Genomic DNA, 26,993 nt, shown 5'->3' with positions numbered 1-26,993 from the left:
TCCGGGATCGCTTGCGGCATCAGGGATCTTCGGCCTGAGCCCGTTCGGTGGCGTACAGGCGGATCAGGTCGTCCAGGGTGTAGAAGCCCGCGGAGGCGCGGATGAGGTGCTGGGCGGCCAGGCGGTCGAGCATGTGGTCGGCGTCGTGCGAGGTGCCGTCGATCAGGGCGGCCACGGTCTCGCCGGAGAAGCCGCCGCGGATGACGCTGAGGCGGCGGAACAGGCGCTGCGTGGCCAGGTCCAGACTGGCGTAGGACAGGTCGATGGCGGCGCGCACGGAGAGCTGGTCGTCGCTGTCGACCTCCAGTGCGGCCAAGCGGTTTCCGTTGTGCAGGGCCACCACGTAGTCGGCGATCCGGTGGTGCGGGTGGTTGACCAGGTTGGCCGCGGCCGCGCTGAGCGCCAGTGGCAGGTGCGCGCACAGCCTGGTCAGCTCGGCGGCGGCCGCGGGTTCGGCGTGCACCCGCTCCGGGCCGAGCATCCGGGCCAGCGCGCGCAGCGAGTCCACCGGGCTGAGCACGTCCAGGTCGAGCAGGTGCGCGCCGTCGCTGGCGGCCAGGCTGCCCAGCCGGTGCCTGCTGGTGATCACCACGAAACAACCCGGGCTGCCCGGCAGGAGCGGCCGGATCTGCGCGGCGTGCACCGCGTTGTCCAGCAATACCAGCACTTTCCGGTTGGCCAGCACGGTCCGGTACATCGCGGCGGCCTCGTCCAGTTCCACCGGGACCTCGTCGGCTGGCACGCCGAGCGCGCGCAGGAACCTGGCCAGCACCCGGTTCGGCTGCACCGCGCCGTGCAGGTTCACGAAGAGCTGACCGTCGGGGAACCTGCTGCTGACCCGGTGCGCCCAGTGCACGGCCAGGGTCGTCTTGCCCACCCCCGCCGCGCCCACCACGGCGGTGGTCATCACCGTGCCCGCTTCCTCGGCCCCGGTGAGGATCGCGTCCAGCTGGGCCAGATAACGGTCCCGTCCGGCCAGGCCGGGGGTGTCGCCGGGCAGCTGGGTGGGGACCTGGGCGCTGGTCTCCCGTGGCGCGCTGCGCGGCACGACCACCGCGGCCATCGGCAGTTCGCCGCGCAGCACCCGCAGGTGTGCCTCCTGGATCTCCGCGCCGGGGGTCACACCGAGGTCCTCGGCCAAGCGGCGGCGCAGCTCGGTGAACAGCCGCAGCGCCTCGGCCTGCTGTCCGCAGCCGGCCAGCGCCAGCATCAGCCTGGCGTGCAGGCCCTCGTGCAGCGACTCCTCGTGCGCCAGCGGGCGCAGCCGCTCCAGCGCGGGTTCCGGGCGGCCCAGCGCGATGGACAGGTCGGCGTAGGTGAGCACCGCGTTGAGCCTGCGCTGGGACAGCGCGATCGCCGCCGGGTGCTGGCGCAACCTGCCGACCAGGTCGCTGAGCACCGGGCCGCGCCAGCGGTGCAGCGCGGAGTCGAACAGCTCCAGCGCGGCGCCGGAGTCCTCGGCGGCGCGTTCGGCGTGGTGCACCAGCTCGTCGAACTCCAGCAGGTCGAGCTGTCCGGCCTCCACCGGCATCCGGTAGCCGTCGCGCACGGCGGTGATGATCTGTCCCTTGACCCGGCTCTCGCGACCGGGCTGCAGGCCGCGGCGCAGCCGGGAGACATAGGAGTGCACCAGGCCCGCGCAGGTGCGCGGCGGGTTGACGCCCCAGAGCACGTCGATGATCTCGTCCCGGGTGACCACCCGGTCAGGTTGCAGGGCCAGCAGGCCCAACAGACATCGTTGCTTCAGCGGGCCGATGTCCACCGGGCGGTGCGAGTGGTAGACGGTCAGCGGCCCGAGGATGTTCAGGCGCAGTCCTTTTCGTCCGCGCGGCGGACCACCCCCTCCCGGCCGGACCGGTTCCCGTTGCCCGAGTCCCGACGCGGCTCGGCGTTGCCGCGGCAACTCACCGGCAACACCAGTTAACGAACCATGCTCTAAAGTCACGCCCCAGCCCCCAGACCTGGCGTTATGCCTCCGAACACCCTATGTGCTTACCTAGGTCGCCGATACTGCCAGAACTCGGCCACATTGACCACAGAATGATCGGATCTCAATGCGGTGATAGTTACGAAATAACCGCGTTATCTTGATCTTACTCGGTACAGGATTCCGCACTGGTGGCCTTTGTGCCGGTGCAGCCGGATGCAGCCCAATGCAGGACGTCCGACATCCGCGCAGCTCAGCAGGGCTGTCGCGAGCCCGTCAACGGCAGGGCTCGACTCCAGTTCGAGTCCAGCCGCACGGCCAGGAGATCTCGCTACGGTTTTGAGCGGGGCCCTTACCCGATACACTGGCAAATAGGGGTGGCTGCGCATGGTTTTTGTGAACGAACCAGTTGTGAATTCCCCTGAGCTGACCGGGCGGACCGCTGAGGTGGTGCGCAAGGCGGTGGATCACCTGTTTGCGCGGCAACGGCCGGACGGCGCGTGGACCGATCGGCTTTCCTCGTCGACGGTTTCCACCGCACTGGGCCTGCTGGCCCTGGCCACCGCGGATGAGCAGCGCTACCGGGACCGCATCGAGCTGGGCATGGACTGGCTGCGCGCGCACCAGCGCGAGGACGGCGGCTGGAGCATGGCCGACAAGTTCGCGCCGAGCAGCCCCGGCATGACCGCCTTCGCCATCGCCGCCTGCCACCGGCTGGACCGCGAGGGCTCCGCCGAGCGGATCGCCAGGGGCCACAAGTTCATCGAGGCCAACGGTTCCTTCGACGTGATCCCCGGAATGCGTGGCCCAGGGCCGAAAACCTGGCCCGCGGCGGCGCCGGTGGCCTGGTCGCTGGTGGGGCTGCGCGACATCAAGGACCAGCCCACGCTGCCGATCGAGATCATGTTGCTGCCGCCCAAGCTGCGCAACAAGGTCTCCATCGGCATGCCCGCGGTGCTCGCCCTGGGACTGATGCAGGCCAAGGTGATCCCGGCCAGCGCGCCCCGGCGTTTCCTGCGCTGGCTGGCCCGGCCGAGGGCGCTGGCCTGGCTGCGTTCGGTGATGGGGCCCAACGGGGGCGTGGAGGAGTGCCCGATGATCTCCGCGCTGATGTACCTCGGGCTGCACACCGCCGAGCTCGGCCCGGACATCCAGCAGGCCTCGCTGGAGTACCTGCTGGACACCCAGCGGCCGGACGGGTCCTGGGCGATCGACCGCGACCTGGAGATCGCGGTGACCTGCTACGCGGTGCACGCGCTGGCCGAGCACATCGACGTGGCCACCGACTCCCGGCTGCGGCGCACCCGCGACTGGCTGCTCTCCACCCAGTGGACCGAACCGTTCAAGCCGTTGAACATCCCGGCCGGAGCCTGGTCCTGGAACGTGCCCTCGGGCTGGCCGGAGTCCGAGGACACCGCGGTGGCGCTGTCCACACTCGGGCTGCTCGGCCTGTCCAGGGACCACCCCAAGGTGGCCGACGGGCTGCGCTGGCTGCGGGTGCGGCAGAACCGCAACGGTTCCTGGTCGGAGTGGGTGCGCAACTCCTTCATCCTCAACGACCGGCCGTGCACCGGGGTCACCGCGCACGTGGTGATGGCCCTGCACCAGCACGGTGAGCCGCGCGGGGCCAGGGCGGCCATCGACCGCGCGCTGCGCTGGTACCACGGCGACCAGCTGCCGGACGGATCGCTGCCCTCGCTGTGGTTCCGGGACGGCACGCACGGCACCGCCAAGGTGCTGGAGACCTACGCCGAGCTGGGCACGCCGAACCACCCGGTGGCGGTGCGGGCCCGGAAGTGGTTGTGGGACAACCAGGCTCCCTCGGGCGCGTGGCCGGTCAGCGTGCAGACCAGCGCGCCGGGTGAGACCGTGGAGGAGACCGCCTGGGCGGTGTACTCGCTGCTGCGGGCCGGCACCTCGCCGTGGGACCCGCGGCTGGTGCGCGCGGTGGACTGGCTGGCGGCCCGGCAGAACGAGGCGGGCAGCTGGCCGGAGGCGCCGGTGGGCCTGTACTTCGAGGACCTCTGCTACAGCGACGACCTGATCGCGCACACCTACACGCTGCGGGCGCTGGCGTGCTGGCTGCGCCTGGCCGGCCAGTCCCAGCGCCCGTGAACCCGGCGATCTCGCTGCCACCGGGGCCGCGGATGCCGGTGCTGGCCCAGACCGTGCTCTCCGCGATCCAGCCGCTGGAGTTCGCCAAGGACTGCCGGCGCAAGTACGGGAACCTGTTCACCATCAAGGTGTTCCCGGTGGGCACCGTGGTGTGCGCGGCCGATCCGGCGGTGATCCGGCGCGCGGTCACCGCGGAGTCCTCGACGCTGCTGGCCGGGGACGCGAACCGGGTGATGGACTTCGTGGTCGGGCCGCGGTCGGTGCTGCTGCTGGACGGGCCGGAGCACGTGCGCAGCCGCCAGGTGCTGCTGCCGCCCTTCCGCGGGCCGAGCGTGCAGCGGTACCAGGACACCATCGCCGAGGTCACCGCCGATGCGGTGCGCCGCTGGCCGGCCGGCACTCCGGTGTCGCTGCTGCCCAGGATGCAGCACGTGACGCTGGAGATCATGATGCGGGTGGTCTTCGGCATCACCGACCTCAAGCGGCTGGCCGGGCTGCGCGCGCTGGTGCCCAAGCTGCTGCACATGAACCCGGCGGTGGTGCTGTTCCCGTTGCTGCGCAAGGACTGGGGTCGCTACAGCCCAGGCGGCCGGTTCGCCAGGGTGAAGGCCGCGGTGGACGAGATCCTCTACAGCGAGATCGCCCGCCGACGCTCCGAAGTGGACGGTGAGCGCTCCGACGTGCTCTCGCTGCTGCTGCGGATGCGGCACGCCGACGGGCAGCCGGCCACCGACGAGGACCTGCGGGACAACCTGGTCACCGTGCTCGCGGTCGGCCACGAGACCACCGCGACCACGCTGTCCTGGGCCTTCGAGCGGCTGGTGCGGCACCCGGAAGCGCTGGCCCGCCTGGAGGGCGAGCTGGCCGACGGGCAGCACGAGTACCTGGACGCGGTGATCAACGAGACGCTGCGGGTGCGGCCGGTGGTGGGCGACATCGCCCGCATCCTGGCCGCACCAGCCACCATCGACGGCTACCGGCTGCCCGCCGGGATCATGCTCGCGCTCTCCCTCGGGCTGCTGCACTCCTGCCCCCGGCGCTATCCCGAACCGGAGGAGTTCCGGCCGGAGCGCTTCCTCGGCGAGGCGCCGGGACCGGAACTGTTCCTGCCCTTCGGCGGCGGCCCGCACCGGTGTCTCGGCGCGGCCTTCGCCATGACCACCATGCGCACGGTGATCAGCACCGTGCTGGCACACACCCGGCTCCGGGCCGCGGCCCCGGAACCGGAGCGCCAACGAGCCATGGGCCCGGTGCTCACGCCCGCCCGTGGGGCGGAGGTGGTTCTCCAGCGCCGCAAGGCTTTCCGAACCAGCTGAGGAGAACAACATGCAGTCCGCTGACCCCCGCCCCGAACTCGCCCTGTCCGCGCTCACCGACCTCGCCGAGAGCAAGCTGCGCACCCGCTGGTCCCGCACCTCCAGCCTGCTGAGCACCATGTGCCACTACGCGCTGGTGCCCAGCGGCAAGCTGTTCCGGCCCATCCTGCTGCTGGAGTCCGCCTGCGCGGTGGGCGGCTCGGCGGAGATGGTGCTGCCGGCCGCGGTGGGCGCGGAGTGCGGCCACGTGGCCAGCCTGATCCACGACGACATCATCGACGGCGACGAGCTGCGCCGCGGCCGGCGTTCGGTGCACAGCCGTTTCGGCGTGGGCAACGCGATCGTGGCCGGGGACGCGCTGATCTTCGACCTGTTCGCCGGGCTGGCCGAGTGCCGGTGGACCGGTGTGCCGGACAGCAGGGTGGCCGCCGCACTGGAGGCGGTGGCCCGCTGCGGCCTGGACCTGTGCCGGGGCCAGAGCATGGAGGAGGAGCTGTGCCGCGGTCTGCGCTTCGACCTGGACGGCTACCTGACCATGATCAGCCTGAAGACCGCGGCGTTCTTCCAGGGCGCCTGCGAGAGCGGCGCGATCCTGGCCGGTGGCACCCCGGAGCAGGTGGAGGCGCTGTCCCGGTACGCGCTGGCGCTGGGCACCGCCTTCCAGATCCAGGACGACATCCTGGGCTACACCGGCGAGGCGGACACCATGGGCAAGGAGAACACCAGTGACAGCCGCAACGGCAGGCTCACCCTGCCGGTCCTGCTGGCCTACCGCGCCGGCGGCCACCCGGAGCGCCGGTTGCTGCGCCAGGCACTCACCGGCGAGGAGAACCTGGGGCACCGCCACGAGCAGATCCTGGAGGTGCTCGACCGGACCGGCGCGCTGGAGTCCGCGGCCAAGATGGCCTGGACCTACGCGGAGAACTCCGGCTCGGCGCTGGTGAAGCTGCCACCCTCGCCGAGCCGGGACCGCCTCGCCTTCTTCGCCGAACTGGCCATCGACCGAGACCGCTAACCCCATGCCCCGTGTTGGCCGTTCTCGTACGCAGTCTTGGCCGATCCGGTACACGGTGTTGGCCGCTGTGGGACAGCCGATCCGTCCGACCGTCCACAACGGCCAACACCCTGTACGACAACGGCCAACACGCCGTACGAGAACGGCCAACACGGGGTGGGGGTTGCTAGCGGGCCAGGCTGGGGTGGTCCCGTCTGCGCATCACCGACCTGGCCGCGGCGGTCAGGACGGCGGCCGGGACCAGCACCGCCAGGGCCAGCACCAGGCCGCCGCCCAGCGCGATGAACCCGCAGGCCAGCACCAGGCGCTCCCCCACCAGCACCTCGTGGGCGCGCAGGGCGGCCAGCCGGGGGATGGGGCGGGCGGCACGCGCCAGCATCAGGAAGCAGGTCCAGCACAGCGGCAGGGCGAGCAGCAGGAAGGGCCACAGCAGGGACAGCTCCAGCGCCGAGGTGTCCAGGGCCAGTGGCCAGCCGACGGCCAACGCGATCCACACTCCATTGAGGACAGTCAGCATGCGCAGCGTCGAGCCGTCCCCGTACCGCACCGGATACGTCCGGTAGCCACCCTCCCGGTCGCTGTCCCGATCACACAGCGCCCCCACCAGATTGGACGCGGAGTCGTGCACCCAGAACGCCAGTGCCAGCGGCAGCAGTTCCCACGGCGGCACCGGACCGCTCGCCGTGGTCCCCACCAGGAAGGCCAGCGCTGTCGGGACGCCGCGCATGAGGTTGCCCGCCAGGCCGCGGGCCTTGAACGTCCGGCTGTAGGAAACCCCGGTGACCACGGCGACCACCCCCAGCGCCAGGTTCAGCGGGGTCAGCGCCACCGCGAACACCAGTCCGAGCCCGATCGTGAGCACCATGCCGGTGAACGCGGTCCGGGCACTCATCCGGCCGGACGGGATGGGGCGATGGGGTTTCGCGGTGGCGTCCAGCTCCCGGTCGAAGTAGTCGCCGCCGTAGAGGGAGGCGATCCAGCCGAAGGTGGGGGCGGCCCAGGCGGCGAACAGCCGCCAGGTCTCCGGGTCGGTCTGGTTGAGCCGGGCGGCCAGCACCGCGCCGGCCAGGCCGACCAGGCCCGCGTAGAACATCGAGTCCGGGCGGCAGATCTCCAGGTGGGCGAGCAGGGTTCGTCGGGCGTTCACAATGCCTCCCTCGGGGAACGGTCATGACCCCGCACGCGGTGATCGCCGGGGCGGGGGTGGCGGGGCTGACCAGTGCGGTGGCCCTGCACCAGAACGGCTGGCGGGTGAGCGTGTTCGACCGGGCGCCGGTGCTGGAACCGCTCGGCGCGGGTCTCGGCCTGACGCCGAACGCGTTGCGCGCCTTGGACGTGCTCGGTCTCGGCGACGCGGTGCGCGAGCGCGGGGCGGTGCAGGAGACCGGGGGCATCCGGCGGCCGGACGGGCGCTGGCTGGCCCGCTCCGACCTGGCCTTCATCCGGGCCCGCTTCGGCGATCCGGTGGTGGGCCTGCACCGCAGGGACATCATCACGATGCTGGCCGAGGCCTTGCCCGCCGGGTCGCTGCGCACCGGGGTGACGGTGACCTCGGCGACCCGGGACGGGGTGGTGCACACCAGCGAAGGCGAGCTGGGCGCGGATCTGGTGGTGGCCGCCGACGGGATCGGCTCCAGGCTGCGGACTGCGCTGTTCCCGGCGCACCCCGGGCCGGTCTACGCCGGGTACACCAGCTGGCGGATGGTGGTGCCGGTGCCGGACTACCTGGTCGAGGCCACCGAGACCTGGGGCCGGGGCACCCGCTTCGGCTTGATGCACCTGCCGGACGGGTTGCTGCACCTGTCCGCGAACTCCGTTGCCCCGCCGAGGGAACGGGAGCGGGACGAGCGTCAGGCGGTGCTGCGGCGGTTCGGGCACTGGCACGCGCCGATCCCCGAGCTGCTGGCCGCGGTGCAGCCGGGACAGGTGCTGCACCACGACGTGGCCGAGCTGGCCACGCCGCTGCCCGCGTTCCACAGTGGACGGATCGTGCTGGTCGGTGACGCCGCGCATGCCATGACCCCCAACATCGGACCGGCCTGCCTGGCCATGGAGGACGCGGTCACCCTCGGCCTGCTGCTGCCCGCCGACCGGGTGTCCGATCTGGACAGTGCGCTGGCGGAGTACACCGCGCTGCGGCTGCCCAGGGCGGTGGCGCTGGCCCGGCGGTCCCGGCGGGTCGGCCTGGCCGGGCAGTGGACCTGGCCGCCCGCGGTGGCCGCGCGGAACCTGGGCATCCGGTTCGGCGGGCTGCTGCCCGCCTCGGTCACCGCGCGGGCACTGGACGGTTCGGTGGACTGGTGGCCGCCGTCCAGGTCACCGGCAGCGCCGTCAGCCCGCGGATGAGCATCTGCGACTTCCAGGCCAGCTGGTCCTCCGGCACCGCCAGCCGGAGGTCCGGCAGCCGCAGCAGCAGCCGGTCCAGCGCGACCTGCAACACCATCCGGGCCACCGAGGCGCCCAGGCAGTGGTGCGGGCCGTGGCTGAAGGCCAGGTGCGGGTTGTCCACCCGGTGGAAGTCCACCTTCTCCGGGCAGGCGAACACGGCCGGATCGTGGTTGGCTGCGGCCGGATCGACCAGCACCGGCTCCCCCGCCCTGATCAGCACGCCGCCGATCTCGATGTCCTCGGTGGCGTACCGGGGCAGCCCGGCGCCCGCCTCCAGCGGCACCCAGCGCAGCAGCTCCTCCACCGCGGCCGGGATCAGCTCCCGGTCCGCGCGCAGGGAGTCCAGCAGCGGCTGGTCGGTCAGCAGCACGTAGGCGAAGTTGGGGATGTGCGAGGCGGTGGTCTCGTACCCGGCCACCAGCACGGTCATCGCCAGCATGATCAGCTCGTGCTCGGGCAGCTCGTCCTCGCCCTTGGTGACCATCGCGCCGAGCACGTCGTCGGTCCGCTCGCTGCGGCGACGGCGCAGGAAGGTCTCCAGGTAGTCCCACATCTGGCCGGCCACCCGCTCGGACTCCTCCGGGCTGACCGCGGCCGAGAGCGCCATGTCCGACCACTCGCGGAACTGGTCCTGGTCCTCCCGGGGGATGCCCAGCACCTCCGAGATCAGCGTGTTGGTCAGCGGAAGTGAGTACCGCGCAACGAGGTCCTGCGCCGGCCCCGCCGCCAGCATCTCGTCCAGTAGCTCCTCGGCGACCTCGATCGCCCTGGGGCGCAAGGCTTCCGCGCGGCGCTGGGTGAAGGCGCGGGCCACCAGCGTGCGCACCCGGCTGTGCTGCGGCGGGTCCATGGTGACGATGCCGGTGGTGGAGTTGTAGGGCATGGAGCGCGGCACGTCGCGGCCGTGCATGGCCGCCCTGGAGAACCGGGGGTCCACCAGCACGAGTTTCGCGTCCTGGTAGCGGGTCACCAGCCAGGCCTGCTCGCCGAAGGGCAGCCGCACCTTCAGCACCGGCTCCTCCTGGCGCAGGCGCTGGTAGAGCGGATCCAGGCGCAGGCCCTCCGCGGAGAACGGGAAGGCCCGCGCCTCGGTCGCGGGATCGGCGGTCATCGCAGGCGCCAGCCGAGCAGCCCGTCGGGGGCGTCGGCACGCTCGAACCCGGCCTCGTCCAGCTCGGCGTTGAGCTCCTCCTCGCTGATCGGGTAGGCGTCGATCTCCTCCCGCTCCTCGATGCCCTCCTCATCGCACACGGTGATCCGGTAGGACCAGCTCAGCCGCAGCACGCCGTCACCGGCGGGCACGCCCGCGTACTCGATGTCGTAGCGGGCCCGGCCCACCTGGAGGCTGCCCGCGGCCGGCGCGATCGGGTCGGCGGTGGCGGGTTCGGGCCGGTCCTGCACCAGCAGGCCGCCGGGGTTGAGCGACTCGCGGCAGACCCGCCACAGCTGGGCGCGGCGTTCCGGGGAGAAGCAGAGCAGCATGCTGATCAGCACCACCGCGTCCACCTTCACCGGCAGCTTCACCGTCACCGCGTCCTGCGGCAGCACGGTGACCCGCCGTTGCAGGTCGGGCCTGCGGGCCAGCCGGGACATCAGCACCGCGCGCATCGGCGCGGCCGGTTCCACCGCGAAGACCTCGCCGGGGCAGGCATCGGCGATGGTCTCGGTGACCAGGCCGGTGCCCGCGCCCATCTCCAGCACGCCGTTGGCGCAGTCGGCCACCGCCTTGGCCACCGCGCGCTGGGTGGGCTCCTTGTACGGCAAGGCGAAGAGCTCGTGGTACTGGGCCATGTAGGAATAGCGGTCAGTCATGGGACACCACGCCTCTCCGGTTGTCACTGAACATCTCTCGCGCCAGCCTGCCCATGTAGTAGACGATCTCCTCGTGGTTGGTGGAGGTGACGAAGTTGCGGGCGCCGGCCTTGTAGTACAGCGAGGTCTCCTGCTCCCCCACGGTGTGCGCGTAGGACTCCCCGCGCCGCAGCGCCAGGCACATCGCGGGCACGTCGCAGGCGATGGTCACGTTGTGCCGCACGTGGAACATGTCGCCCTCGACCTCCACCAGCGGCAGGGTCTCGTTGGCGTACAACGGTGAGGGCTCCCGGCCGGGGCTGGAATAGGCGGGCAGGGTGAGCAGGTCGTACTCGAAGGCGTTGTCCAGCAGGGCCACGTGCTCACTCGGCACCCTGGGCAGCATCGACTCACGCCACCAGCGGCGCAGCTCCTCCTTGGCCTCCACCGTGCCGTAGACGTACTCCACCACCGGGCCCAGCACGTCGGAGTCGGTGAAGGAGCTGTTCAGCCCGTGCTGGAACGGCTCGGCCGCCGGGTCGGTGCTGCGCTCGAACCAGTCGATCAGCGAGCGGATCGTCTCGGACTGGGTGAGCCCGCCGAGCTCGCGCAGCGGTCCCCAGAGGAACCGGAACACCGGGTTCTCCGCGACCAGCCTGGAGAAGAAGATGAACCGGTGCATGTACCGGTTGTCCTGCGGGGTCATCGTGTTGTGCGCGATCAGGTACATGAAGTCGTCGTTGTTGCCGCGCACCGTGATCAGCCCGTGTTCGGCCCGCTTCTCCGCATACGCGGTGTTGGGCAGGATCAGCATCGGGTAGACCGCGACCCTGGAGACGTGGTTGGCCAGCCGGTCGTAGCCCTCCATGAAGGACTCCACGGTCTCCCCCGGCGCGCCCCAGATCAGCTCGGCGTAGCAGGCCATGCCTTCCTTGCCGAGCCATTCGGCCAGGCTCTCCCAGTCGTTGACCTTCATGTTGCGCCGCTGCATGCCCTCCAGCGCGTCCGGGTTGAGGGTCTGCAGGGCCAGGGTGAACGAGCTGTGCAGTCCGGCTTCCTTCATCGCGCTGACGATCTGGTAGAACAGCTTGGACTTGTTCTTGGCCCAGGAGGTCTCGATGCTCTTGGGGAAGCCGAGCCGCTGCCGGATCTCGATGACGTCCTCGACGAACTCCAGGTCGATGGGCAGCATGCCGAAGTTGGCGTCGCACATGACGATGGTGTGCACCTTGTGCTTGGCGAAGAGCTCCACCTCCTGGCGCAGCCGTTCCCTGGAGAAGGCCCGCACCCGCTGGCCGACCGCGCCGCCCCAGTAGCAGAAGGAGCAGCGGTAGGGGCAGCCGCGGTTGGTCTCCATCAGCGCCACGTCGTAGCGGAAGTTGCCCTCGTCGTCGGTGAGCTCCAGGGTGCCGGTGAGCACCGGGGAGGCGATGGCGTCCAGGTCCTCGATCCGCGGCCGTTCCTCGGTGGTGACGTACCCACCGTGGCCGCTCTGGAAGGAGATGCCCAGGATGCCGCCGAGCTCGTTGCGCGCCTTGCCGTCCAGGTGCGCGTGCAGCAGGTCGCAGAAGGTGAACTCGCCCTCGCCGTTGACCACGATGTCCACGTCCGGGAACATGCCGAAGACCCGTTTGGCCTGGTTGGCCACGTGGTTGCCGCCGAAGACCACCCAGCCGTCCGGCTTGAGCTGCTTGTAGGTCTCGGCCAGCGCGGCGAAGGAGCGGAAGTTCCAGCCCAGCACCGAGAAGGCGATGATGTCCGGGGCCTCGCCGGCGAAGAGCTCGCTGGCCATGCCGAACAGCGTCTTGCCACCGTCAAAGTTGATGATCTTGATGTCGAAGTTCGCGGCCAGCTTCTCGTCCTGCAGCGCGGTCGCCTTGAGATAGCCGGCAGCCAGCGGCATGGACTCCAGGGCCATCTCCCAGATGCCCTGCTGGATCAACCACACCTGTCTCCGCGTCATCGGCTCGTCCTCACCTGTGTGTCCGAAGTAGACAGTGCGTGGTCACCAGGCCACCGGCAGCGCGCTGGGTCCCTGGTCGAGCAGTCCGGCCCGCTGCGGCAGCTCCTCCACCGGCACGGCCAGGCGCAGCCCGGGAAAGCTGGTGGCCAGCTCGGTGAAGGCCACCTGGAGCTCCAGCCGCCCCACCGCGGCGCCGAGGCAGTGGTGCACGCCGTGCCCGAAGGCCAGGTGCAGGTTGCCGGGGCGGGTGCGGTCGAACCGGCCGGGGTTGGGGAAGCGGCGCTCGTCCCGGTTGGCGCAGGCCGGTGGCGCGATCACCATGTCCCCGGCCTTGATCAGCACCTCGCCGATGCGCACGTCGTCCTGCGCGATCCGGACCAGGCCGCCGATCTCCGAGGCGTAGCGCAGGATCTCCTCGATCGCGCCCGGCACCAGCTCCGGGTCGTCCACCAGGGCCTGGTAGTCCTCGGGGTGGGTGAGCAGGGTGAGCGCGCCCAGGCCGATGGTGTTGCCCGCGGTGACGTACCCGGCGATCAGGATGCTCTCCGCCATGGTGAGCAGCTCCCGGTCGTTGAGCCGGTCGTTGTCCTGCTCACGCACCGCGATCAGGTCGCTGAGCAGGTCAGGCCCCGGGTTGCGCTGCTTGTCCGCGATCAGCCCGGCGCAGTACTCGTCCAGGCTCTTGCCCGCGGCCATCACCTCCTCCTGGCTGAAGGCGTCCAGCGAGAGGATCGCCTCCGACCAGCGCCGGAAGTCGGCCTGGTCGACCACGGGCACGCCGAGCAGCTCGGTGATCACCCCGATGGACATGGGGAAGGCGAAGATCTCCACCAGGTCGGCGGGCGGACCGGCCGCGCGCAGGTCACCGGCCAGCTGCTTGGCCAGGGCCTGCACCTTGGGGCGCAAGGCTTCCACCCCGCGCACGGTGAAGGCCTTGGACACCAGGCGGCGCAGCCGGGTGTGCCCCGGCGGGTCCTGGAACAGCGAGTCCTCGGTGGCCGCGGCCGCGCCCGGGGCGCGCACGCCGAAGCGCAGGTCGGAGAGCACGAACCGGACGTCCTCGTAGCGGGTGACCAGCCAGGCCGGTTCCCCGGAGTTGGTGGTGACCCGGCTGACCGGCTCCTGCGCGCGCAGCCGCGCGTACTCCACCGGCGGTTCGGTGACGGACGGGCGGGCGAACGGGAAGGGCGGTGCCCCCATCGGCGTCTCCTTCGTTACCAGGTCACGAGCAGGGCGGCGGGGCTCTGGTCGAGCAGGCCGGTGCGCAGCGGGATCCGCTCCACCGGCAGCACGGTGCGCATCAGCGGGAAGGCCGAGCTGAGCACTTCCAGCGTCACGTGCAGTTCCATCCGCCCCAGCGCGGCGCCGAGGCAGTGGTGGATGCCGTGGCCGAACGCCAGGTGCGGGTTCTCCGGCCGGGTGATGTCGAACCGGGCCGGTTCGGGGAACAGGCTGGCGTCGACGTTGGCCGCGCCCAGCTCGGCGAAGACGGTGTCGCCCTTGCGGATCAGCGCCTCGCCGACCTGGACGTCGTCCTTGGCGATGCGCATCAGGCCGCGTTTGCCGAACTGGCAGCGCAGGATCTCCTCCACCGCGCCCTCGATCAGCCCGGGATCGGCCACCAGGCGGTCGTACTGGGCGCGGTTGGTGAGCAGGGTGAGCATGCCCATGGTGATCGCGTTGACCGTGCTGACGTGCCCGGCCACCAGCAGGGTGACCGCCATGGTGCGCAGCTCGCCGGTGCTGAGCTTGTCGTCCTCGTTGTCCCGCACCGCGATCAGCGCGCTCATCAGGTCGCTGCCGGGGTCGCGGCGCTTGGCCTCGATCAGCTCGGCCACATAACCCTGGAGGTTGTTCCAGGCCGCGCCGATCTCCTCAGGGGTGTGCGCGGTCAGGCTGATCACCGCCTCGGACCAGGCGCGGAAGTCCGCCCGGTCCGGAGTGGGCACGCCGAGCAGCTCGCTGATCACGTTGATGGACAACGGGAAGGCGAAGTCACTGACCAGCTCAGCGGGCGGGTAGTCATCGGCCATCTCCGCGGCCAGCCGTTCGGCGGTGCGCCGCACCGCGGGCCGCAGGTCGGCCATCCGGCGGGCGGTGAACGCCCGGCCGACCAGTCGGCGCAACCGGCTGTGCCCTGGCGGGTCCTGGAACAGCGACTCCTCGGGAGCATCCTCGGCGTTGTCACTGGCCGCGCCGGCGAAGCGGATGCTGAACCTGGGGTCGGCCAGCACGAAGCGCACGTCCTCGTACCGGGTCACCATCCAGGCGTGCGTGCCGTTCTCGGTGACCACCCTGGCCACCGGGCACTCCGCCTGCAGCCGGGCGTACTCCGCTGGTGGCTCGGTGATCGAGGGCTGGGCCAGGGGCAGGGACACAGCGGGGGCCCGCTCGGGTGCGCTCATGCACGTCTCCTCACACCGCCGTCGCCGGATCCGGATTCGAGTGCTGACGCTAGAGAACGGCGCTGGTCATGCGGCTGCACCCGCACTGGAGCGGACCGGGGCCCGCGTCCAGCTCTGGTGCAGCCGGGCGCCAAGCGGGCGTCCGTAGGCTCCGGGCCGACATCGCCTTGGGCTGCAAGTCCAGTGGACGGAGGCACACCGAGATGACAACCGTGGCGCTAGTGGAGATCCACTCCTGGCACAGCTTCCTCCCGCTGGTATCCGGATACCTCCAGAGTTACGCCCGACAGGACGAGGTGGTCGCACAGAAGTACGAGTTCGAGATCCTTTCCCGGCACACCTCGGACGGCCGGGTGGCGCTGGTGGCCGAGCTGGCCGAGCTGGACTGCGACATCTACGCGTTCAGCTGCTACATCTGGAACGGCAAGCTGGTGCGCGAGGTGCTGGAGGACCTGGTGCGCCTGCGGCCCAACGCGCAGTACCTGCTGGGCGGCCCGCAGGTGATGAACCACGGCGAGGACTACATCCCGCCGGGCGCGCACAACGTGGCGGTGTGCAACGGCGAAGGCGAGATCACCTTCCAGGAGTACCTGCGTGAACTGGCGAACGAGTCGCCGGACCTGGGCAAGGTGCCGGGGCTGAGCTTCCGCCGGGACGGCCGGGTGACCACCACCCTGCCGGCCGCGCGGATCAAGGAGCTCACCGAGGTGCCGAGCCCGTTCGTGGCCAACCTGTTCACCGACTCGACCTACCACGTGGCGGTGCTGGAGACCAACCGCGGCTGCCCGTTCCGCTGCGGGTTCTGCTACTGGGGCGCGGCCACCAACGACAAGGTGCACCGCTTCGAGATGGACCGGGTCAAGGCCGACATCGAGTGGATCGCCAAGAACAACATCTACGCGGTCATGATCGCCGATGCCAACTGGGGCCTGTCCGCACGCGATGTGGAGCTGACCGAGTACATCGTGGAGTGCAAGGAGAAGTACGGGTTCCCGTACTGGGTGACCATCCAGTCGGCCAAGAACAGCCCGGAGCGGGTGTCCAAGATCGTGGACATCCTGTTGCGCGGTGGGCTGATCACCCGCCAGCCGATCTCCCTGCAGAGCGTCAGCGACGAGGCGCTCACCCTGATCGAGCGCAAGAACATCAAGCGGGAGACCTACTCCGAGCTCCAGCGCGACCTGCGGGCCAGGAACATCCCCTCCTTCATCGAGCTGATCTGGCCGCTGCCCGGGGAGACCCTGGGGTCCTATGTGGACGGAATCGTGCAGCTGTGCCGCACCGGCGCCGACATGATCAACGTGTACCCGCAGCTGTTGCTGCACAACACGCCGATCTACGAGCAGCGCGAGCTCTTCGGCGTGCACACCGAGCGGGTGCCCAACCCGGTCGGCGAGGCCGAGCTGGTGGTGCGCACCAAGTGGGTCAACCGGGAGCAGTACGACGAGGGCGTGTGGTTCTGGTACGCGCTGCTGTCGGTCTACGACTCGCGCGGGCTGTTCTTCGTCTCCAGCTACCTGGACCGCAAGGGCATCATGTCCTTCGACGAGCTGTTCTGGGCGGTGGTGGCCTTCTACCGGGAACACCAGGAGTACGAGCTCGCCCGCTACATCAAGCGCTCGGTGGAGACCCTGGACCACTACGAGTACAGCAACGGCGGCATGGTGGCCCACCAGATCCAGCACAGCCACCGGCAGGAGGCGGACCGGCTGATGCACGAGTTCGCCTCGGCGCAGCCGTGGTGGTCGGACCCGACCGTGCGCGCGCTGTTCGAGCTGGACATGGTGGCCCGGCCCTACCCCTACATCGAACCGGTGCAGGAACCGGGAGTTCCGTTGAAGGAGATGAACATCTTCGAGATGGGCGAGCACCACGTGACCGTGGACCTGCCGCCGCACCTGGTCGCCGAGCTGGTCGAGCGCGAACTGCTGGACGATCCCTCGGCACACCGGGTGCGCCTGGACTTCACCGGGAAGAACAAGCAGGTCTGCACGGATGAGAACGACTCGCTCGCCAACGGCCTGTACTGCGCCAACTTGCTGGAGCAGATGCTGGACATGCTGCCCGAGTACCAGGTCTGTGACACCGCACTGACGGGAGACGCCCGATGACCACCCAGGACATGCCCGCCCTCCCCTTCGACCGCCCCACCATCCTGGACATCCCGCCGATGCTGCGGCAGCTCCAGGCCGAGCGCCCGATCACCAAGGTGCGCACCATGATGGGCGACGAGGCCTGGCTGGTCACCCGCTACGAAGAGGCCAAGTCGCTGTTCACCGACCACCGCCTGATCCGCTCGCACCCGGACCCGGCCAACGCGGCGAAGGTCAGCGAGTCGGCCATGATGGGCGGTCCGGTCGGCACCTACGAGACCGAGGACTACGACCACACCCTGATGCGCTCCCTGCTCGGCGGTTCCTTCTCCGCCAAGCGGATGCGCATGCTGCGGCCGCGCATCGGCGGCCTGGTCGACGACCTGCTCGACGAGATGGCCAAGAAGACGCCGCCGGCCGACCTGCATCAGGAGCTCGCGTTCCCGTTGCCGGTGCTGGTGATCTGCGAGCTGCTCGGCGTGCCCTACGAGGACCGCGACCAGTTCCGCATCTGGTCCGAGGGCGCGGCCGACATGTTCAACGGCGAGCACTCCCTGGAACAGCTCACCGAGCTGCGCGCCTACACCGGTTCCCTCATCGAGGCGCGCCGCACGAACCCGGGCGAGGACGTGATCTCCGACATCGCCCGCGCCTACAACGAGGGCAAGCTGAACATGGACTACGCGGTCGGTCTGGCCACCGGCCTGCTCTTCGCCGGGCACATGACCACCGTGGTGCTGGTGGAGTTCGGCACCCTGCACATGCTCACCTATCCCGAGCAGCGCAAGCGCCTGGTGGAGGACCCCTCGCTGGTGGAGTCCGCGGTGGAGGAGATGCTGCGCTTCACCGACGCCGGCGGCGGCAACTTCGTCCGCTATGCCAGGGACGAGATCAAGATGGGCGATGTCACCATCAACTTCGGTGACGCGGTGCTGATCAGCGGCATCGCCGCCAACCGGGACCCGCGCTTCTTCACCGACCCGGACACCTTCGACGTCACCCGCGAACCCAACTCCCACCTGTCCTTCGGCAGCGGACGGCACCTGTGCATCGGCGCCACGCTGGCCCGGGTGGAGCTGGAGGCGGTGTTCAGCCGGTTGTTCCAGCGCTTCCCGAACCTGGAGCTGGCGGTGCCGGTGGAGGAGCTGGAACTCCTGGACAACCTGCTGCCCGGCGGCCTGGTGAGCCTGCCGGTGAAGTGGTGACGCGACAAGGCTAGTTCGACAGTGCGGAACCTGGCCGGGACACCGGAGTCCTGGCCAGGTTTCGCGCTGCTCAGGTACGCGGCGAACGCTCGCGCAGGGTGGAAACCCCGTCCCCGTGCAGCTCATCGCAGAACCCGGCGCGACCGGTCATGGCCATGATCAGCGCAAGGGTGCGGCCGGACACCAGCGACCCTTCCCCCGCGGTGAAGGGGCCGTCCGTGGCGACCAGCCGCAGGCCCTCGACCCGTTTCCTGGCAACGACCACCTGGTCGGTGCTCCGGTAGTACTCGGCGACCAGGGTGAGCGTCGAGATCGGGGAGTCGTGCTGGATCCCCAGCGGCTGGCGGATGTCCTCGCCGTGCACGATCGTCTCGCCGAGCAGCGCGAGGACCGGCAGTGGCGGCTTGGTCGTGCTGGTGACGGCGCGGCGGAAGCGTTCCAGTGTCTCGGCGGGAGAGTCGCCGAGCTGTTCGGCCAGGCGCATGGCCACCTGCTTGTCGAAGTCGAAGCGGCAGCGCACCACCCCGGCGAACCAGCGCAGGCCGTTCAGGTTCGCCGCGGAGGTCAGGTGGGCCAGCACCTCGCGCACGGACAGCTCGCTGCACAGCGAACGGGTGGACCACTGCTCGTCGGCGAGGTGCGTCAGGTCGGTGGCGAGGGCGGCGCGTTCGGCGTGCACCAACGGCCAGATCTCGGCGGGGCGGCTGCGGGGGTCGGCCATCGTGGTGGTCCTTTCTCGCTGATCAGTGCTGTCACGGGGTGAGACCGCGGCCGTCGGGCAGAATCGTCGGTGATGGACGACACTCTTTCCGCGCAGGTCGCCGACGTCGAGCGCGCACGCGCCGGTGACGAGGCCGCGTTCACCCGCCTGGTGGCGCCGTTGCACACCGAACTGCGCGCGTACTGCTACCGCATCCTCGGCTCGGTGCACGACGCCGACGACGCCCTGCAGGACGCCCTGTTGCGGGCCTGGCGCGCGTTCGGGCGGTTCGAGGGCCGCAGCTCGCTGCGCACCTGGCTCTACACCGTGGCCACCCGCACCAGCCTCGACCTGGCCGAGGCGCGGGGCAGGCGAGCCCTGCCGATGGACCTCGGCCCGGCCAGCGAACGGGCCGTGGTCGAAGGAAACGACCCGGTCACCGACGTGGCCTGGCTCGGCCCCTATCCAGGGAATGCCGCCGACGACCGGTACCTGCGCCGCGAGTCGGTGGAGCTGGCGTTCGTGGCCGCCCTGCAGCACCTGCCCGGCAACCAGCGCGCGGCACTGGTGCTGGCCGAGGTGCTCGGCTTCTCCTCCGCCGAGATCGCCGAGATCATGAAGACCTCCGCCACGTCGGTCAGCTCCGCCATCGCCCGCGCCAGGAGGACGCTCGAGGCGAAGCTGCCGGGGTCCTCGCCCCCATCGACCGACGACGGCCGGTTGCGCCAGTTGGCCACCGGCTTCGCCGACGCCCTGATCAACGGCGATCCCGACGCGCTGCTCGCGCTGCTGTGCGCGGACGTCACCTGGACCATGCCGCCGCTGCCACACTGGTACCGCGGCCGCGAGGCCGTCGTGGACTTCGCGGTCGAGGTGCCGATGACCCGCTGTCCCAGCTGGCGCTACCTGCTCACCACCGCCAACGGACTGCCCGCCGTCGCCTTCTACCTCGGCGAGCACCCGGAGGCGAGCCACCAGCCGTGGTCCATCACCGCCTTCACCGCCCGGCACGGCCTGATCGCCACGATCACGTCCTTCATCGGCGCCGGCCACTTCCCGCCGTTCGGGCTGCCCGCAGCGCTGCCCGGACCGGCCCAGGTGTAGCGACCGCGAGCGTTGTTGAAGGGATTTGTCATTCGGGTGAACATCCGGAGTGGGAGCGATATCAGCGGTGTGCGGAAAGTAGTAGTCCCGTGGACATGCGTTGCGCCACAAGGGAAACTCTCGGTTGTTCCGAAATGTCCCTGCTGTTTCGGATGCCGGATCAACCGGTTCGGTGATGTGGGTCACAGCATGCCGTGAGTGCGGTTGTGTCGGCAAGGCTGTGGTCCGCTCGCCGCGGAGTCCCCTGGGGACGGCCATCTCCCCTGCGAATGAAAGCGCGAGTGTCATGACTCTTGCTCGTCTCCGTCCGGCCGCCGCGTTGGCTGTGACGCTCAGTCTGTTGGTCGCGCCTGCGGTTCAGGCGCGACCTGGTGCGGAAAATCCCTACGAGCGCGGTCCCGCGCCGACCGTCGCGAGCATCGAGGCCGCGCGCGGCCCGTTCCAGACCGCCGAGACGCGGGTGTCGGCGACCGCGGTACGTGGCTTCGGTGGCGGCACGATCTACTACCCCACCGACACCAGTCAGGGCACCTTCGGCGCTGTCGCGGTCGCGCCCGGCTTCACCGCGAGTCAGTCCAGCATGTCGTGGTTCGGCCCGCGTCTCGCGTCCCAGGGCTTCGTGATCTTCACGATTGACACCCTCGGCCGTTACGACCAGCCCGCCGCGCGGGGGGACCAGCTCCTGGCCGCGCTGGACTACCTCACACAGAGCAGTTCGGTCCGTGGGCGCATCGATGGCTCCCGGCTGGGAGTGATGGGGCATTCCATGGGCGGGGGTGGCAGCCTGGAGGCGGCGAAGGACCGGCCCGCGTTGCAGGCGGCGATTCCGCTGACACCCTGGAACGGCACCAAGAACTGGTCCTCCGTGCGGACGCCCACGCTGATCATCGGCGCGGAGCGTGACTCGGTGGCGAGTGTCGCCGCGCACGCCGAACCCTTCTACGCCAGCCTTCCGTCCACTCTGGACAGGGCGTACCTGGAGCTGGCCGGCGCCAGTCACCTCGCCCCGAACATGGCGAACGTGACCATCGCCAAGTACAGCATCTCCTGGCTCAAGCGGTTCGTGGACAACGACACCCGCTACGAGCAGTTCCTGTGCCCGCTTCCCAGTGGCAGTGCGATCTCGGAGTACCGCGGCAACTGTCCGCACCAGGGTTGAGCGTTGGGGAGCAGGCCCCTGGTGGCGGTACGGGGCCTGCTCCCGCTCAGCAACAGAGTTGGCGACCACGAGCACCAGTGCCCCCGCCCTGCCCGCCAGCCGGTCCTGACCGCCACTAGTCCAGGCGCAGCACGGTTTCCTCGATCTCGGCGTCCCTGGCGGCGGCGTAGGCGACCTCCGTGCCGATGGCCACAAAACCCGCCTTGTGCAGCACCCGCAGCGAGCCCAGGTTGTCGCTGGCCGCCCGCGCGTACACCGGCCGCACCAGCAGCTCGGCCAGCACCAGGGCCAGTGCCCGGCTGGCGATGCCCTGTCCCCAGGCCGAGCGGTCGATCCAGTAGGTGACCTCGGTGTCGCCGTCCATCACGAAGTTGCCGATGGTGCCGACCAGCCGGCCGTCGCTGGTCACCGCGCGCAGGGTGACCTCCGGCGAGGTGCGCAGCTTGTGCATGTGCGCGTCGAAGGCCGCGCGGTCGTCGGGGTCCCTGGCGGTGAAGGCGGCCATCCGCACCGCCTCGGGGTCGCGCATCTGCTCGAACAGGGCGTCCAGGTCGGTGTCCTGGACCGGGCGCAGGGCCACGGTGCTCACAGCGTTCTCCTTCAGGCGTCGAAGCGGCGGCGGGACTGCTCGATGTGGCCGAGGAACCGGCGGGTCCACGCGCACATGCCGTCCACCGTCGCACGCAGCCCGCGCCCGGCCTCGGTGAGGGTGTACTCGACCTTCGGCGGCACGGTGGGGTGCACGAACCGCTCGACCAACCCGTTGCGCTCCAGCAGGCGCAGGTTCTGGGTGAGCATCTTGTGGCTGATGCCCTGCACCCGGTCCCGCACCTCGCCGAAGCGCAGCGTGCCGTCCCCGATCACCTCGATGATCAGCAGCGCCCACTTGTTCGCGATGTCGGAGAAGATCTCCCGCGCCAGCGAGTCCGCGCGCATCAGGTCCGCCTGCTCCTCGGACGTGCCCGCGTATTGCTTGGTCACCAAAAAGTTCCCCAGTCACTCGAAAGTGCGTTCTTCCAGGTCAGCGGTCACTCTCCTACGGTTCTCCAGTAACCGCAAGAGAGCACGGAGGAGCGAGCATGGCCATCACCCTGGTCAACCCCAGCGGACTGCCCGAGGTCGACGCCTACCACCAGGTCGCCGTCGCGACCGGATCCCGGCTGGTCTTCCTGGCGGGTCAGGTCGCCTGGGACGCCGACGGGGTCACCGTCGGCCCCGGTGACCTGGCCGCACAGGTCGAGCAGTGCTACCGCAACGTCGCCACCGCACTGGCCGAGGTGGGTGGCACGTTCGCCGACGTGGCGAAGATGACCATCTACGTCGTGGACTGGACCCCGGACAAGATGCCCCAGCTCATGGACGGCATCGGCCGGGCCGCCGCGGCCCTTGGCGTGACTCCGGTGCCGCCGGGCACGCTGATCGGCGTGGCCGCGCTGGACGTGCCCGAACACCTGATCGAGGTGGAAGCCACCGCCGTCCTGGACTAGACAGATCCCATGGCAACCCCACAGCACGCCGCCCCGGTCTCGGTGGTCACCGGCGCGGGCTCGGGCATCGGCCGCGCGGTGGCCCGCGAACTGCTCGCCGCCGGGCACCGGGTCGCGCTGGCGGGCAGGCGGGCCGGGGCGCTGCGGGAGACCGCGGCGGAGTCGGACGCGGTGCTGGTGGCCCCGACCGATGTCACCGATCCGGCGTCGGTGGACGCGCTGTTCGAGGCGGTGCGCGAGCGCTGGGGCCGGGTCGACGTGCTGTTCAACAACGCCGGGGTCAACGCGCCCGCCACGCCGCTGGCCGAGTTCTCCCTCGAACAGTGGCAGCGGGTGCTGGACACCAACCTCACCGGCGCGTTCCTGTGCGCCCGCGCGGCGTTCCGGGTGATGAGCGAGCAGCGCCCGCGCGGTGGCCGCATCATCAACAACGGCTCGATCTCCGCCCAGGTCCCCCGGCCGAACGCGATCGCCTACAACGCCACCAAGCACGCGATCACCGGCCTGACCAAGTCGATCTCCTTGGAGGGCAGGGCTTTCGACATCGCCTGCGGGCAGATCGACATCGGCAACGCGGCCACCGAGCTGACCGAGCGGATGAGCTCCGGCGTGCTCCAGGCCGACGGCTCGGTGGCGCCGGAGCCGACCATGGACGTGGCGCACGTGGCCGGGGCGGTGCGCTACATGGCCGGACTTCCGTTGTCGGCCAACGTGCAGACCATCACCGTGATGGCCACGACCATGCCGCTGATCGGCCGCGGCTGACCCCGGACCGCCCGGGGTCAGCCGAGGGGGAGCTACCAGCGGTCGGCGATCTGCGGCGCGATCAGCTCCTCGTAGACCGCCCGCACGGTGGCCAGCGCGTCCTCGCCCAGCGGGGTCAGCTCCGCCGCGGCCGCGTTGCCCTTGGCCTGTTCGGCGTTGCGCGCACCGGGGATCACCACGCTCACCCCCGGCTGGTCGATGATCCAGCGCAGCGCGAACTGGGCCATGGTCGCACCCTCGGGCACCAGCGGGGCCAGTCGCCGGACCGCTTGCAGGCCAACGGAGAAGTCCACGCCGGAGAAGGTCTCGCCGACGTCGAATGCCTCGCCGTGCCGGTTGTAGGTGCGGTGGTCGTTCTCGGCGAAGGTGGTGTTCTCGTGGTACCGCCCGGAAAGCAGGCCACTGGCCAGCGGCACCCTGGCCAGGATGCCGACCCCGGCCGCCGCCGCGGCGGGCAGCACCTCGGCGAGCGGACCCAGCCGGAGCATGTTGAGGATGATCTGCACGCTGGCCACGCCGGGGCGGGCGATCGCGGTCAGCGCCTCGGCCCTGGTCTCCACGCTGACGCCGTAGGCGGCGATCCGCTTCTCCGCGACCAGGGTGTCCAGGTCGTCGAAGACCTCGTCCGAGGAGAAGACCGCGGTGGGCGGGCAGTGCAGCTGGACCAGGTCCAGGGTGTCCACGCCGAGGTTGGCCCGGGAGCGGTCGGTCCAGGCGCGGAAGTTGTCCAGGGTGTAGTTGGCCGGGACCTGCTCGACCCGGCGGCCCATCTTGGTGGCCACGGTGATCCCGTCGCCGCCGTGGGACCTCAGGAACCGGCCGATCAGGCGTTCGCTGCGGCCGTCGCCGTAGACGTCGGCGGTGTCGATCAGGGTCACCCCGGACTCGACCGCGGCGGCCAGCACCGCGAGGGCCTGGTCCTCGTCCACCTCGCCCCAGTCCGCGCCCAGCTGCCACGCGCCCAGTCCGACCACGCCGACCTGCCTGCCGGTGCGGCCCAGTACTCGCTGCTCCACCGTGTGTGCTCCTTCGTCCGCCCGGATGCGGCCCTCATTATCGGGGACCGCCGAGTTGCCCAGGTAAACAACACCACGGTGCGGGCTCACCCGCTCCGGCGGCGGTGCCGACCCTCCACTCGGGACATCAGCCACTGGGCGTGAAAGGCGTTGTCGCACAGGCGATTCAACCTCGTGCTCAGCCGGGTCGAACTCCGCGCCGCACCTCCCCCGCCGACGACACCGCGCCTACTCTGCGTTTCAGGTCGGTCACTCCCAGGGAGGTAGAGTCATGCGCAGGTCGCTGTCCACGGCGTTGCTGATGGTCCCCAGCATGCTGCTCACGGCGGTGGTCGCCGCTCCCCCTGCCGCCGCCGCGACCGGCCGGGTGTTCGTCTTCTCGGTGGAGGTGCAGGAGGTACGGGAGTACAAGAACCCGGACGGCTGCGTCAAACTCCCCATAGCGGCGCACGTGCTGATCAACGACACCGACGAGACAGTGCGGATCTACGCCGACCCGTTCTGCATGACACCCTCGCTCACCGTCAGACCAGGCTACGGCTCGCACGTCGCACCGGGCACCGGCTCGTTCTCCGCCTGAGGCAACGTGAACGAGCGCGGGTGGCCGCCGCGGCACGCGACCGCCACCCGCCTCGGTTCAGCTGGCCGGGAACTCGTCCGGGGTCCGCATCCGGTCCCGGATCCAGGCACCGGCCGGCTTCAGCACGCCGGTGCCGGTGAAGTTCGACCCGGCGCAGGTGCCCGGCTTGAACACCGCGCCAGAGCGGCTGTCGTCGGAGAAGTTCCAGTTCGTCCAGCCGATCTTGTTGGCGGCCAGGAAGTCCAGGTACCTGGCGGACATGGTGAAGTCGTTCCCGCCGTCACCACTGGAGGTCTGGGTGCCGAACTCGGTGATGAAGATCGGGATCTGGCTGGCCGCCCGCTGCAGGGTGTTGAAGTACTCGTCCTTGTGCGAGGCGGCGTAGAAGTGGAACGTGTACATGAAGTTGGTGGCCCTGATCGGGTTGTCGATGACGTCCCGCTCGTTGCGGCCGTCGGAGACCCCGAGCGAGCCCCAGCCGTGCGTGCCGACGAACACCACGCCGTCGGGGTCCTGCGCCCGGATCACCGGGATCAGCTCCTCGGCGTAGGTCTTGATCCGGGACCAGGCGACCCCGTTGGGCTCGTTGGCGATGTCGTAGATGATGTTGGTCTTGTCCTTGTGCCGCTGGGCGATCTCGGTGAAGAAGGTCTTGGCCAGCGCGGTGTTGGCGTTCGGGTCACCTGGGGTCAGCTGGTGCCAGTCGACCAGGGCGTACATGCCGCGCTTGGTGGCCTCCTCGATGTAGCCGTGCACCATGTCGGTGAACTTGCGCGGATCGGTCTGGTAGCCGCCTTCCTGGATGTACATGGCGATCCGCAGGATGTCGCCGCCCCAGTCGGTGGCCAGCGCGTCCAGCGAGGCCGTCTTCACGCACTGGCTGTACCACTGGATGCCGTGCGTGCTCATGCCGCGCAGCTGGATCGGCTTGCCGTACTGGTTGCACAGCTTCACGCCGCAGACGTGCAGCTGGCCGTTGATGTCCGCCGGTCGGCCGCCACCGGCGCCGGTCTTGACCGTGATGCTCGCGCTCCAGCCGGACAGGTTGCCCGCCGCGTCCTTGGCCCGCACCGCGAAGGTGTAGCCGGTGTTCGGCGACAGGCCGCTGATCGTGGTGCCGGTGCCGCTCGGGCTGCCTGCCACCACGCCGTCGCGCTGGACCTCGTAGCCCGCGACGGCCACGTTGTCGGTGGAGGCGTCCCAGGCCAGGGTCACGCTGGTGCCCGTGACGCCGGTGGCGCGCAGGTTGCCGGGCACGGTGGGCGCTTCGACGTCCGGGTCACCGGTGGCCACGTCGGCGTCCAGCCGGTCCAGGTTGGGGCCGCCGTTGGCGGTGGTCGCGGTGCCGCGGACCTTGTTCTGCCCCGCGGCCAGGGTGACCGTCGCGGTGGCGGTGCGCCAGGTGGTCCAGGCGCCGGTGCCGGGGAAGGCGAGTCCGCTGACCGCGGACTGGCCGTTCACGGTGACGTTCAGCGGCCGGTTGGCGCTGGTCCCGTTGGCGTAGCGGAAGGTCAGCTTGGCCGGGCCAGCCGTGGCCGCGTTCACCGTGAACTCGACGTGGCTGCCGGTGGTGTTGTCGAAGTTGACGAAGCCGGATCCGGTGAACCCGGCGTGGTTGGACTCGACCAGGCCGCGCGAGATGCTCGCGCTCTCGGCCTGGTACTCGGTCACCACGGCGGCGCCGGCGATGGCCTGGGCCGGCGCGGCCACGGCCAAGGCCGCGACCAGGGTGAGTAATCGGGGGCGAAGTGCCACGGGATGCCTCCCACATGTCAGGGATGGGACGTGCAAAACGCGGCGGCGATAGTTAGTAAGGTTTCCTACGTTTCGTTTGTTGTCAATACATTCGGCGTAGGGCCGGACGAGCGAGCCCATCCGGGCGGACCCGCCGCCGCATTCGCGCAACCGAGCTGATCCGAAACCGATATTCGCGATCTTGTGATTCCCCCGCGTCCGGCGCGCTA

At 70.2% G+C, this 26,993-nt stretch carries 23 protein-coding genes; 11 read left to right on the top strand and 12 right to left on the bottom strand.

The annotated features are described in order from the left end of the window. Nucleotides 1-19: 19 nt before the first annotated feature. The gene (locus N8J89_RS18610; protein WP_283665633.1) at nucleotides 20-1,762 is read right to left on the bottom strand and encodes an AfsR/SARP family transcriptional regulator; all 1,743 of its coding nucleotides are present in this window, start codon (nucleotides 1,760-1,762) and stop codon (nucleotides 20-22) included. A gap of 576 nt (nucleotides 1,763-2,338) precedes the next feature. On the opposite strand from N8J89_RS18610, the gene N8J89_RS18605 reads away from it, so the two are divergent. From N8J89_RS18605 to N8J89_RS18595, 3 genes are read left to right on the top strand one after another with little or no spacing between them, the layout of a single operon-like run. After that, the gene (locus tag N8J89_RS18605; RefSeq protein ID WP_283665632.1) at nucleotides 2,339-4,042 is read left to right on the top strand and encodes a prenyltransferase/squalene oxidase repeat-containing protein; all 1,704 of its coding nucleotides are present in this window, start codon (nucleotides 2,339-2,341) and stop codon (nucleotides 4,040-4,042) included. After that, nucleotides 4,039-5,358: a cytochrome P450 gene (locus N8J89_RS18600; RefSeq protein WP_283665631.1), complete on the top strand. Its 1,320-nt coding sequence runs from the start codon at nucleotides 4,039-4,041 to the stop codon at nucleotides 5,356-5,358. The genes N8J89_RS18605 and N8J89_RS18600 overlap by 4 nt, the downstream gene beginning before the upstream one ends. A gap of 10 nt (nucleotides 5,359-5,368) precedes the next feature. Next, nucleotides 5,369-6,373: a polyprenyl synthetase family protein gene (locus N8J89_RS18595; RefSeq protein WP_283665630.1), complete on the top strand. Its 1,005-nt coding sequence runs from the start codon at nucleotides 5,369-5,371 to the stop codon at nucleotides 6,371-6,373. A 166-nt stretch (nucleotides 6,374-6,539) separates the two neighbouring features. On the opposite strand, the gene N8J89_RS18590 is transcribed toward N8J89_RS18595, so the two are convergent. Continuing rightward, nucleotides 6,540-7,520: a UbiA family prenyltransferase gene (locus N8J89_RS18590; RefSeq protein WP_283665629.1), complete on the bottom strand. Its 981-nt coding sequence runs from the start codon at nucleotides 7,518-7,520 to the stop codon at nucleotides 6,540-6,542. Between the two features lie 23 nt (nucleotides 7,521-7,543). On the opposite strand from N8J89_RS18590, the gene N8J89_RS18585 reads away from it, so the two are divergent. Then, nucleotides 7,544-8,719 (top strand): FAD-dependent monooxygenase, encoded by a 1,176-nt coding sequence (locus N8J89_RS18585; protein ID WP_283665628.1) that lies wholly within the window; start codon nucleotides 7,544-7,546, stop codon nucleotides 8,717-8,719. Here the strand turns inward: N8J89_RS18585 and N8J89_RS18580 are convergent. The 5 genes from N8J89_RS18580 to N8J89_RS18560 are packed head-to-tail and all read right to left on the bottom strand — an operon-like array spanning nucleotide 8,640 to nucleotide 14,920. Beyond that, a complete protein-coding gene (locus N8J89_RS18580) occupies nucleotides 8,640-9,872 on the bottom strand; it encodes a cytochrome P450 (RefSeq protein WP_283665627.1) in 1,233 nt (410 codons plus the stop codon). The two genes, N8J89_RS18585 and N8J89_RS18580, sit on opposite strands and share 80 nt — an antisense overlap. Beyond that, entirely contained in the window at nucleotides 9,869-10,573 is a 705-nt protein-coding gene (locus N8J89_RS18575; protein WP_283665626.1) for a class I SAM-dependent methyltransferase, read from the bottom strand. Before N8J89_RS18575 ends, N8J89_RS18580 begins: the two co-directional genes overlap by 4 nt. Then, complete coding sequence (locus N8J89_RS18570) at nucleotides 10,566-12,515, bottom strand: KedN5 family methylcobalamin-dependent radical SAM C-methyltransferase (RefSeq protein ID WP_283665625.1); 1,950 nt, start codon at nucleotides 12,513-12,515, stop codon at nucleotides 10,566-10,568. The genes N8J89_RS18575 and N8J89_RS18570 overlap by 8 nt, the downstream gene beginning before the upstream one ends. Nucleotides 12,516-12,557: 42 nt before the next feature. Beyond that, nucleotides 12,558-13,715, bottom strand: a complete 1,158-nt coding sequence (locus tag N8J89_RS18565) for a cytochrome P450 (protein WP_283665624.1) — start codon at nucleotides 13,713-13,715, stop codon at nucleotides 12,558-12,560. A 14-nt stretch (nucleotides 13,716-13,729) separates the two neighbouring features. Then, entirely contained in the window at nucleotides 13,730-14,920 is a 1,191-nt protein-coding gene (locus N8J89_RS18560; protein WP_283665623.1) for a cytochrome P450, read from the bottom strand. A gap of 203 nt (nucleotides 14,921-15,123) precedes the next feature. Between N8J89_RS18560 and N8J89_RS18555 the strand changes: the two genes are divergently transcribed. Beyond that, nucleotides 15,124-17,031 carry a B12-binding domain-containing radical SAM protein gene (locus N8J89_RS18555; protein WP_283665622.1) on the top strand — a complete coding sequence of 636 codons (1,908 nt, stop codon included), beginning with the start codon at nucleotides 15,124-15,126 and terminating at the stop codon, nucleotides 17,029-17,031. Then, on the top strand, nucleotides 17,028-18,218 hold the full coding sequence (locus N8J89_RS18550) for a cytochrome P450 (RefSeq protein WP_283665621.1): 1,191 nt from the start codon (nucleotides 17,028-17,030) through the stop codon (nucleotides 18,216-18,218). The genes N8J89_RS18555 and N8J89_RS18550 overlap by 4 nt, the downstream gene beginning before the upstream one ends. Before the next feature lie 70 nt (nucleotides 18,219-18,288). Here the strand turns inward: N8J89_RS18550 and N8J89_RS18545 are convergent, their stop codons facing one another. Further along, the gene (locus N8J89_RS18545) at nucleotides 18,289-18,939 is read right to left on the bottom strand and encodes a maleylpyruvate isomerase family mycothiol-dependent enzyme (protein WP_283665620.1); all 651 of its coding nucleotides are present in this window, start codon (nucleotides 18,937-18,939) and stop codon (nucleotides 18,289-18,291) included. Nucleotides 18,940-19,011: 72 nt separating this feature from the next. Here N8J89_RS18545 and N8J89_RS18540 point away from each other — a divergent pair, with 72 nt between their 5' ends. Together N8J89_RS18540 and bdeA are read left to right on the top strand one after the other, a co-directional pair. Continuing rightward, nucleotides 19,012-20,022 (top strand): RNA polymerase subunit sigma-70, encoded by a 1,011-nt coding sequence (locus N8J89_RS18540; RefSeq protein ID WP_283665619.1) that lies wholly within the window; start codon nucleotides 19,012-19,014, stop codon nucleotides 20,020-20,022. A gap of 286 nt (nucleotides 20,023-20,308) precedes the next feature. Further along, nucleotides 20,309-21,181, top strand: a complete 873-nt coding sequence (bdeA, locus tag N8J89_RS18535; protein ID WP_283666194.1) for a bis(hydroxyethyl) terephthalate hydrolase — start codon at nucleotides 20,309-20,311, stop codon at nucleotides 21,179-21,181. 115 nt (nucleotides 21,182-21,296) lie between these two features. Here the strand turns inward: bdeA and N8J89_RS18530 are convergent, their stop codons facing one another. Both N8J89_RS18530 and N8J89_RS18525 read right to left on the bottom strand, forming a co-directional pair. Further along, nucleotides 21,297-21,770 carry a GNAT family N-acetyltransferase gene (locus N8J89_RS18530; RefSeq protein WP_283665618.1) on the bottom strand — a complete coding sequence of 158 codons (474 nt, stop codon included), beginning with the start codon at nucleotides 21,768-21,770 and terminating at the stop codon, nucleotides 21,297-21,299. Between the two features lie 11 nt (nucleotides 21,771-21,781). Beyond that, the gene (locus N8J89_RS18525) at nucleotides 21,782-22,165 is read right to left on the bottom strand and encodes a winged helix-turn-helix transcriptional regulator (RefSeq protein WP_283665617.1); all 384 of its coding nucleotides are present in this window, start codon (nucleotides 22,163-22,165) and stop codon (nucleotides 21,782-21,784) included. Between the two features lie 95 nt (nucleotides 22,166-22,260). Here N8J89_RS18525 and N8J89_RS18520 point away from each other — a divergent pair, with 95 nt between their 5' ends. Continuing rightward, the gene (locus tag N8J89_RS18520; protein ID WP_283665616.1) at nucleotides 22,261-22,668 is read left to right on the top strand and encodes a RidA family protein; all 408 of its coding nucleotides are present in this window, start codon (nucleotides 22,261-22,263) and stop codon (nucleotides 22,666-22,668) included. Nucleotides 22,669-22,677: 9 nt separating this feature from the next. Beyond that, the gene (locus N8J89_RS18515) at nucleotides 22,678-23,433 is read left to right on the top strand and encodes an SDR family oxidoreductase (RefSeq protein WP_283665615.1); all 756 of its coding nucleotides are present in this window, start codon (nucleotides 22,678-22,680) and stop codon (nucleotides 23,431-23,433) included. 32 nt (nucleotides 23,434-23,465) lie between these two features. On the opposite strand, the gene N8J89_RS18510 is transcribed toward N8J89_RS18515, so the two are convergent. After that, complete coding sequence (locus tag N8J89_RS18510; RefSeq protein ID WP_283665614.1) at nucleotides 23,466-24,449, bottom strand: aldo/keto reductase; 984 nt, start codon at nucleotides 24,447-24,449, stop codon at nucleotides 23,466-23,468. A 271-nt stretch (nucleotides 24,450-24,720) separates the two neighbouring features. Between N8J89_RS18510 and N8J89_RS18505 the strand changes: the two genes are divergently transcribed. After that, nucleotides 24,721-25,029 (top strand): hypothetical protein, encoded by a 309-nt coding sequence (locus N8J89_RS18505; protein ID WP_283665613.1) that lies wholly within the window; start codon nucleotides 24,721-24,723, stop codon nucleotides 25,027-25,029. 57 nt (nucleotides 25,030-25,086) lie between these two features. Here N8J89_RS18505 and N8J89_RS18500 read toward each other — a convergent pair whose 3' ends face one another. Further along, on the bottom strand, nucleotides 25,087-26,784 hold the full coding sequence (locus tag N8J89_RS18500) for a cellulase family glycosylhydrolase (RefSeq protein ID WP_283665612.1): 1,698 nt from the start codon (nucleotides 26,782-26,784) through the stop codon (nucleotides 25,087-25,089). Nucleotides 26,785-26,993: the final 209 nt, after the last annotated feature.

It is taken from the genome of Crossiella sp. CA-258035 (assembly GCF_030064675.1).
Classification (GTDB): domain Bacteria; phylum Actinomycetota; class Actinomycetes; order Mycobacteriales; family Pseudonocardiaceae; genus Crossiella.
Note: the sequence above shows the minus strand (reverse complement) of the source record. Positions and strands in the feature narration are given on the sequence as shown.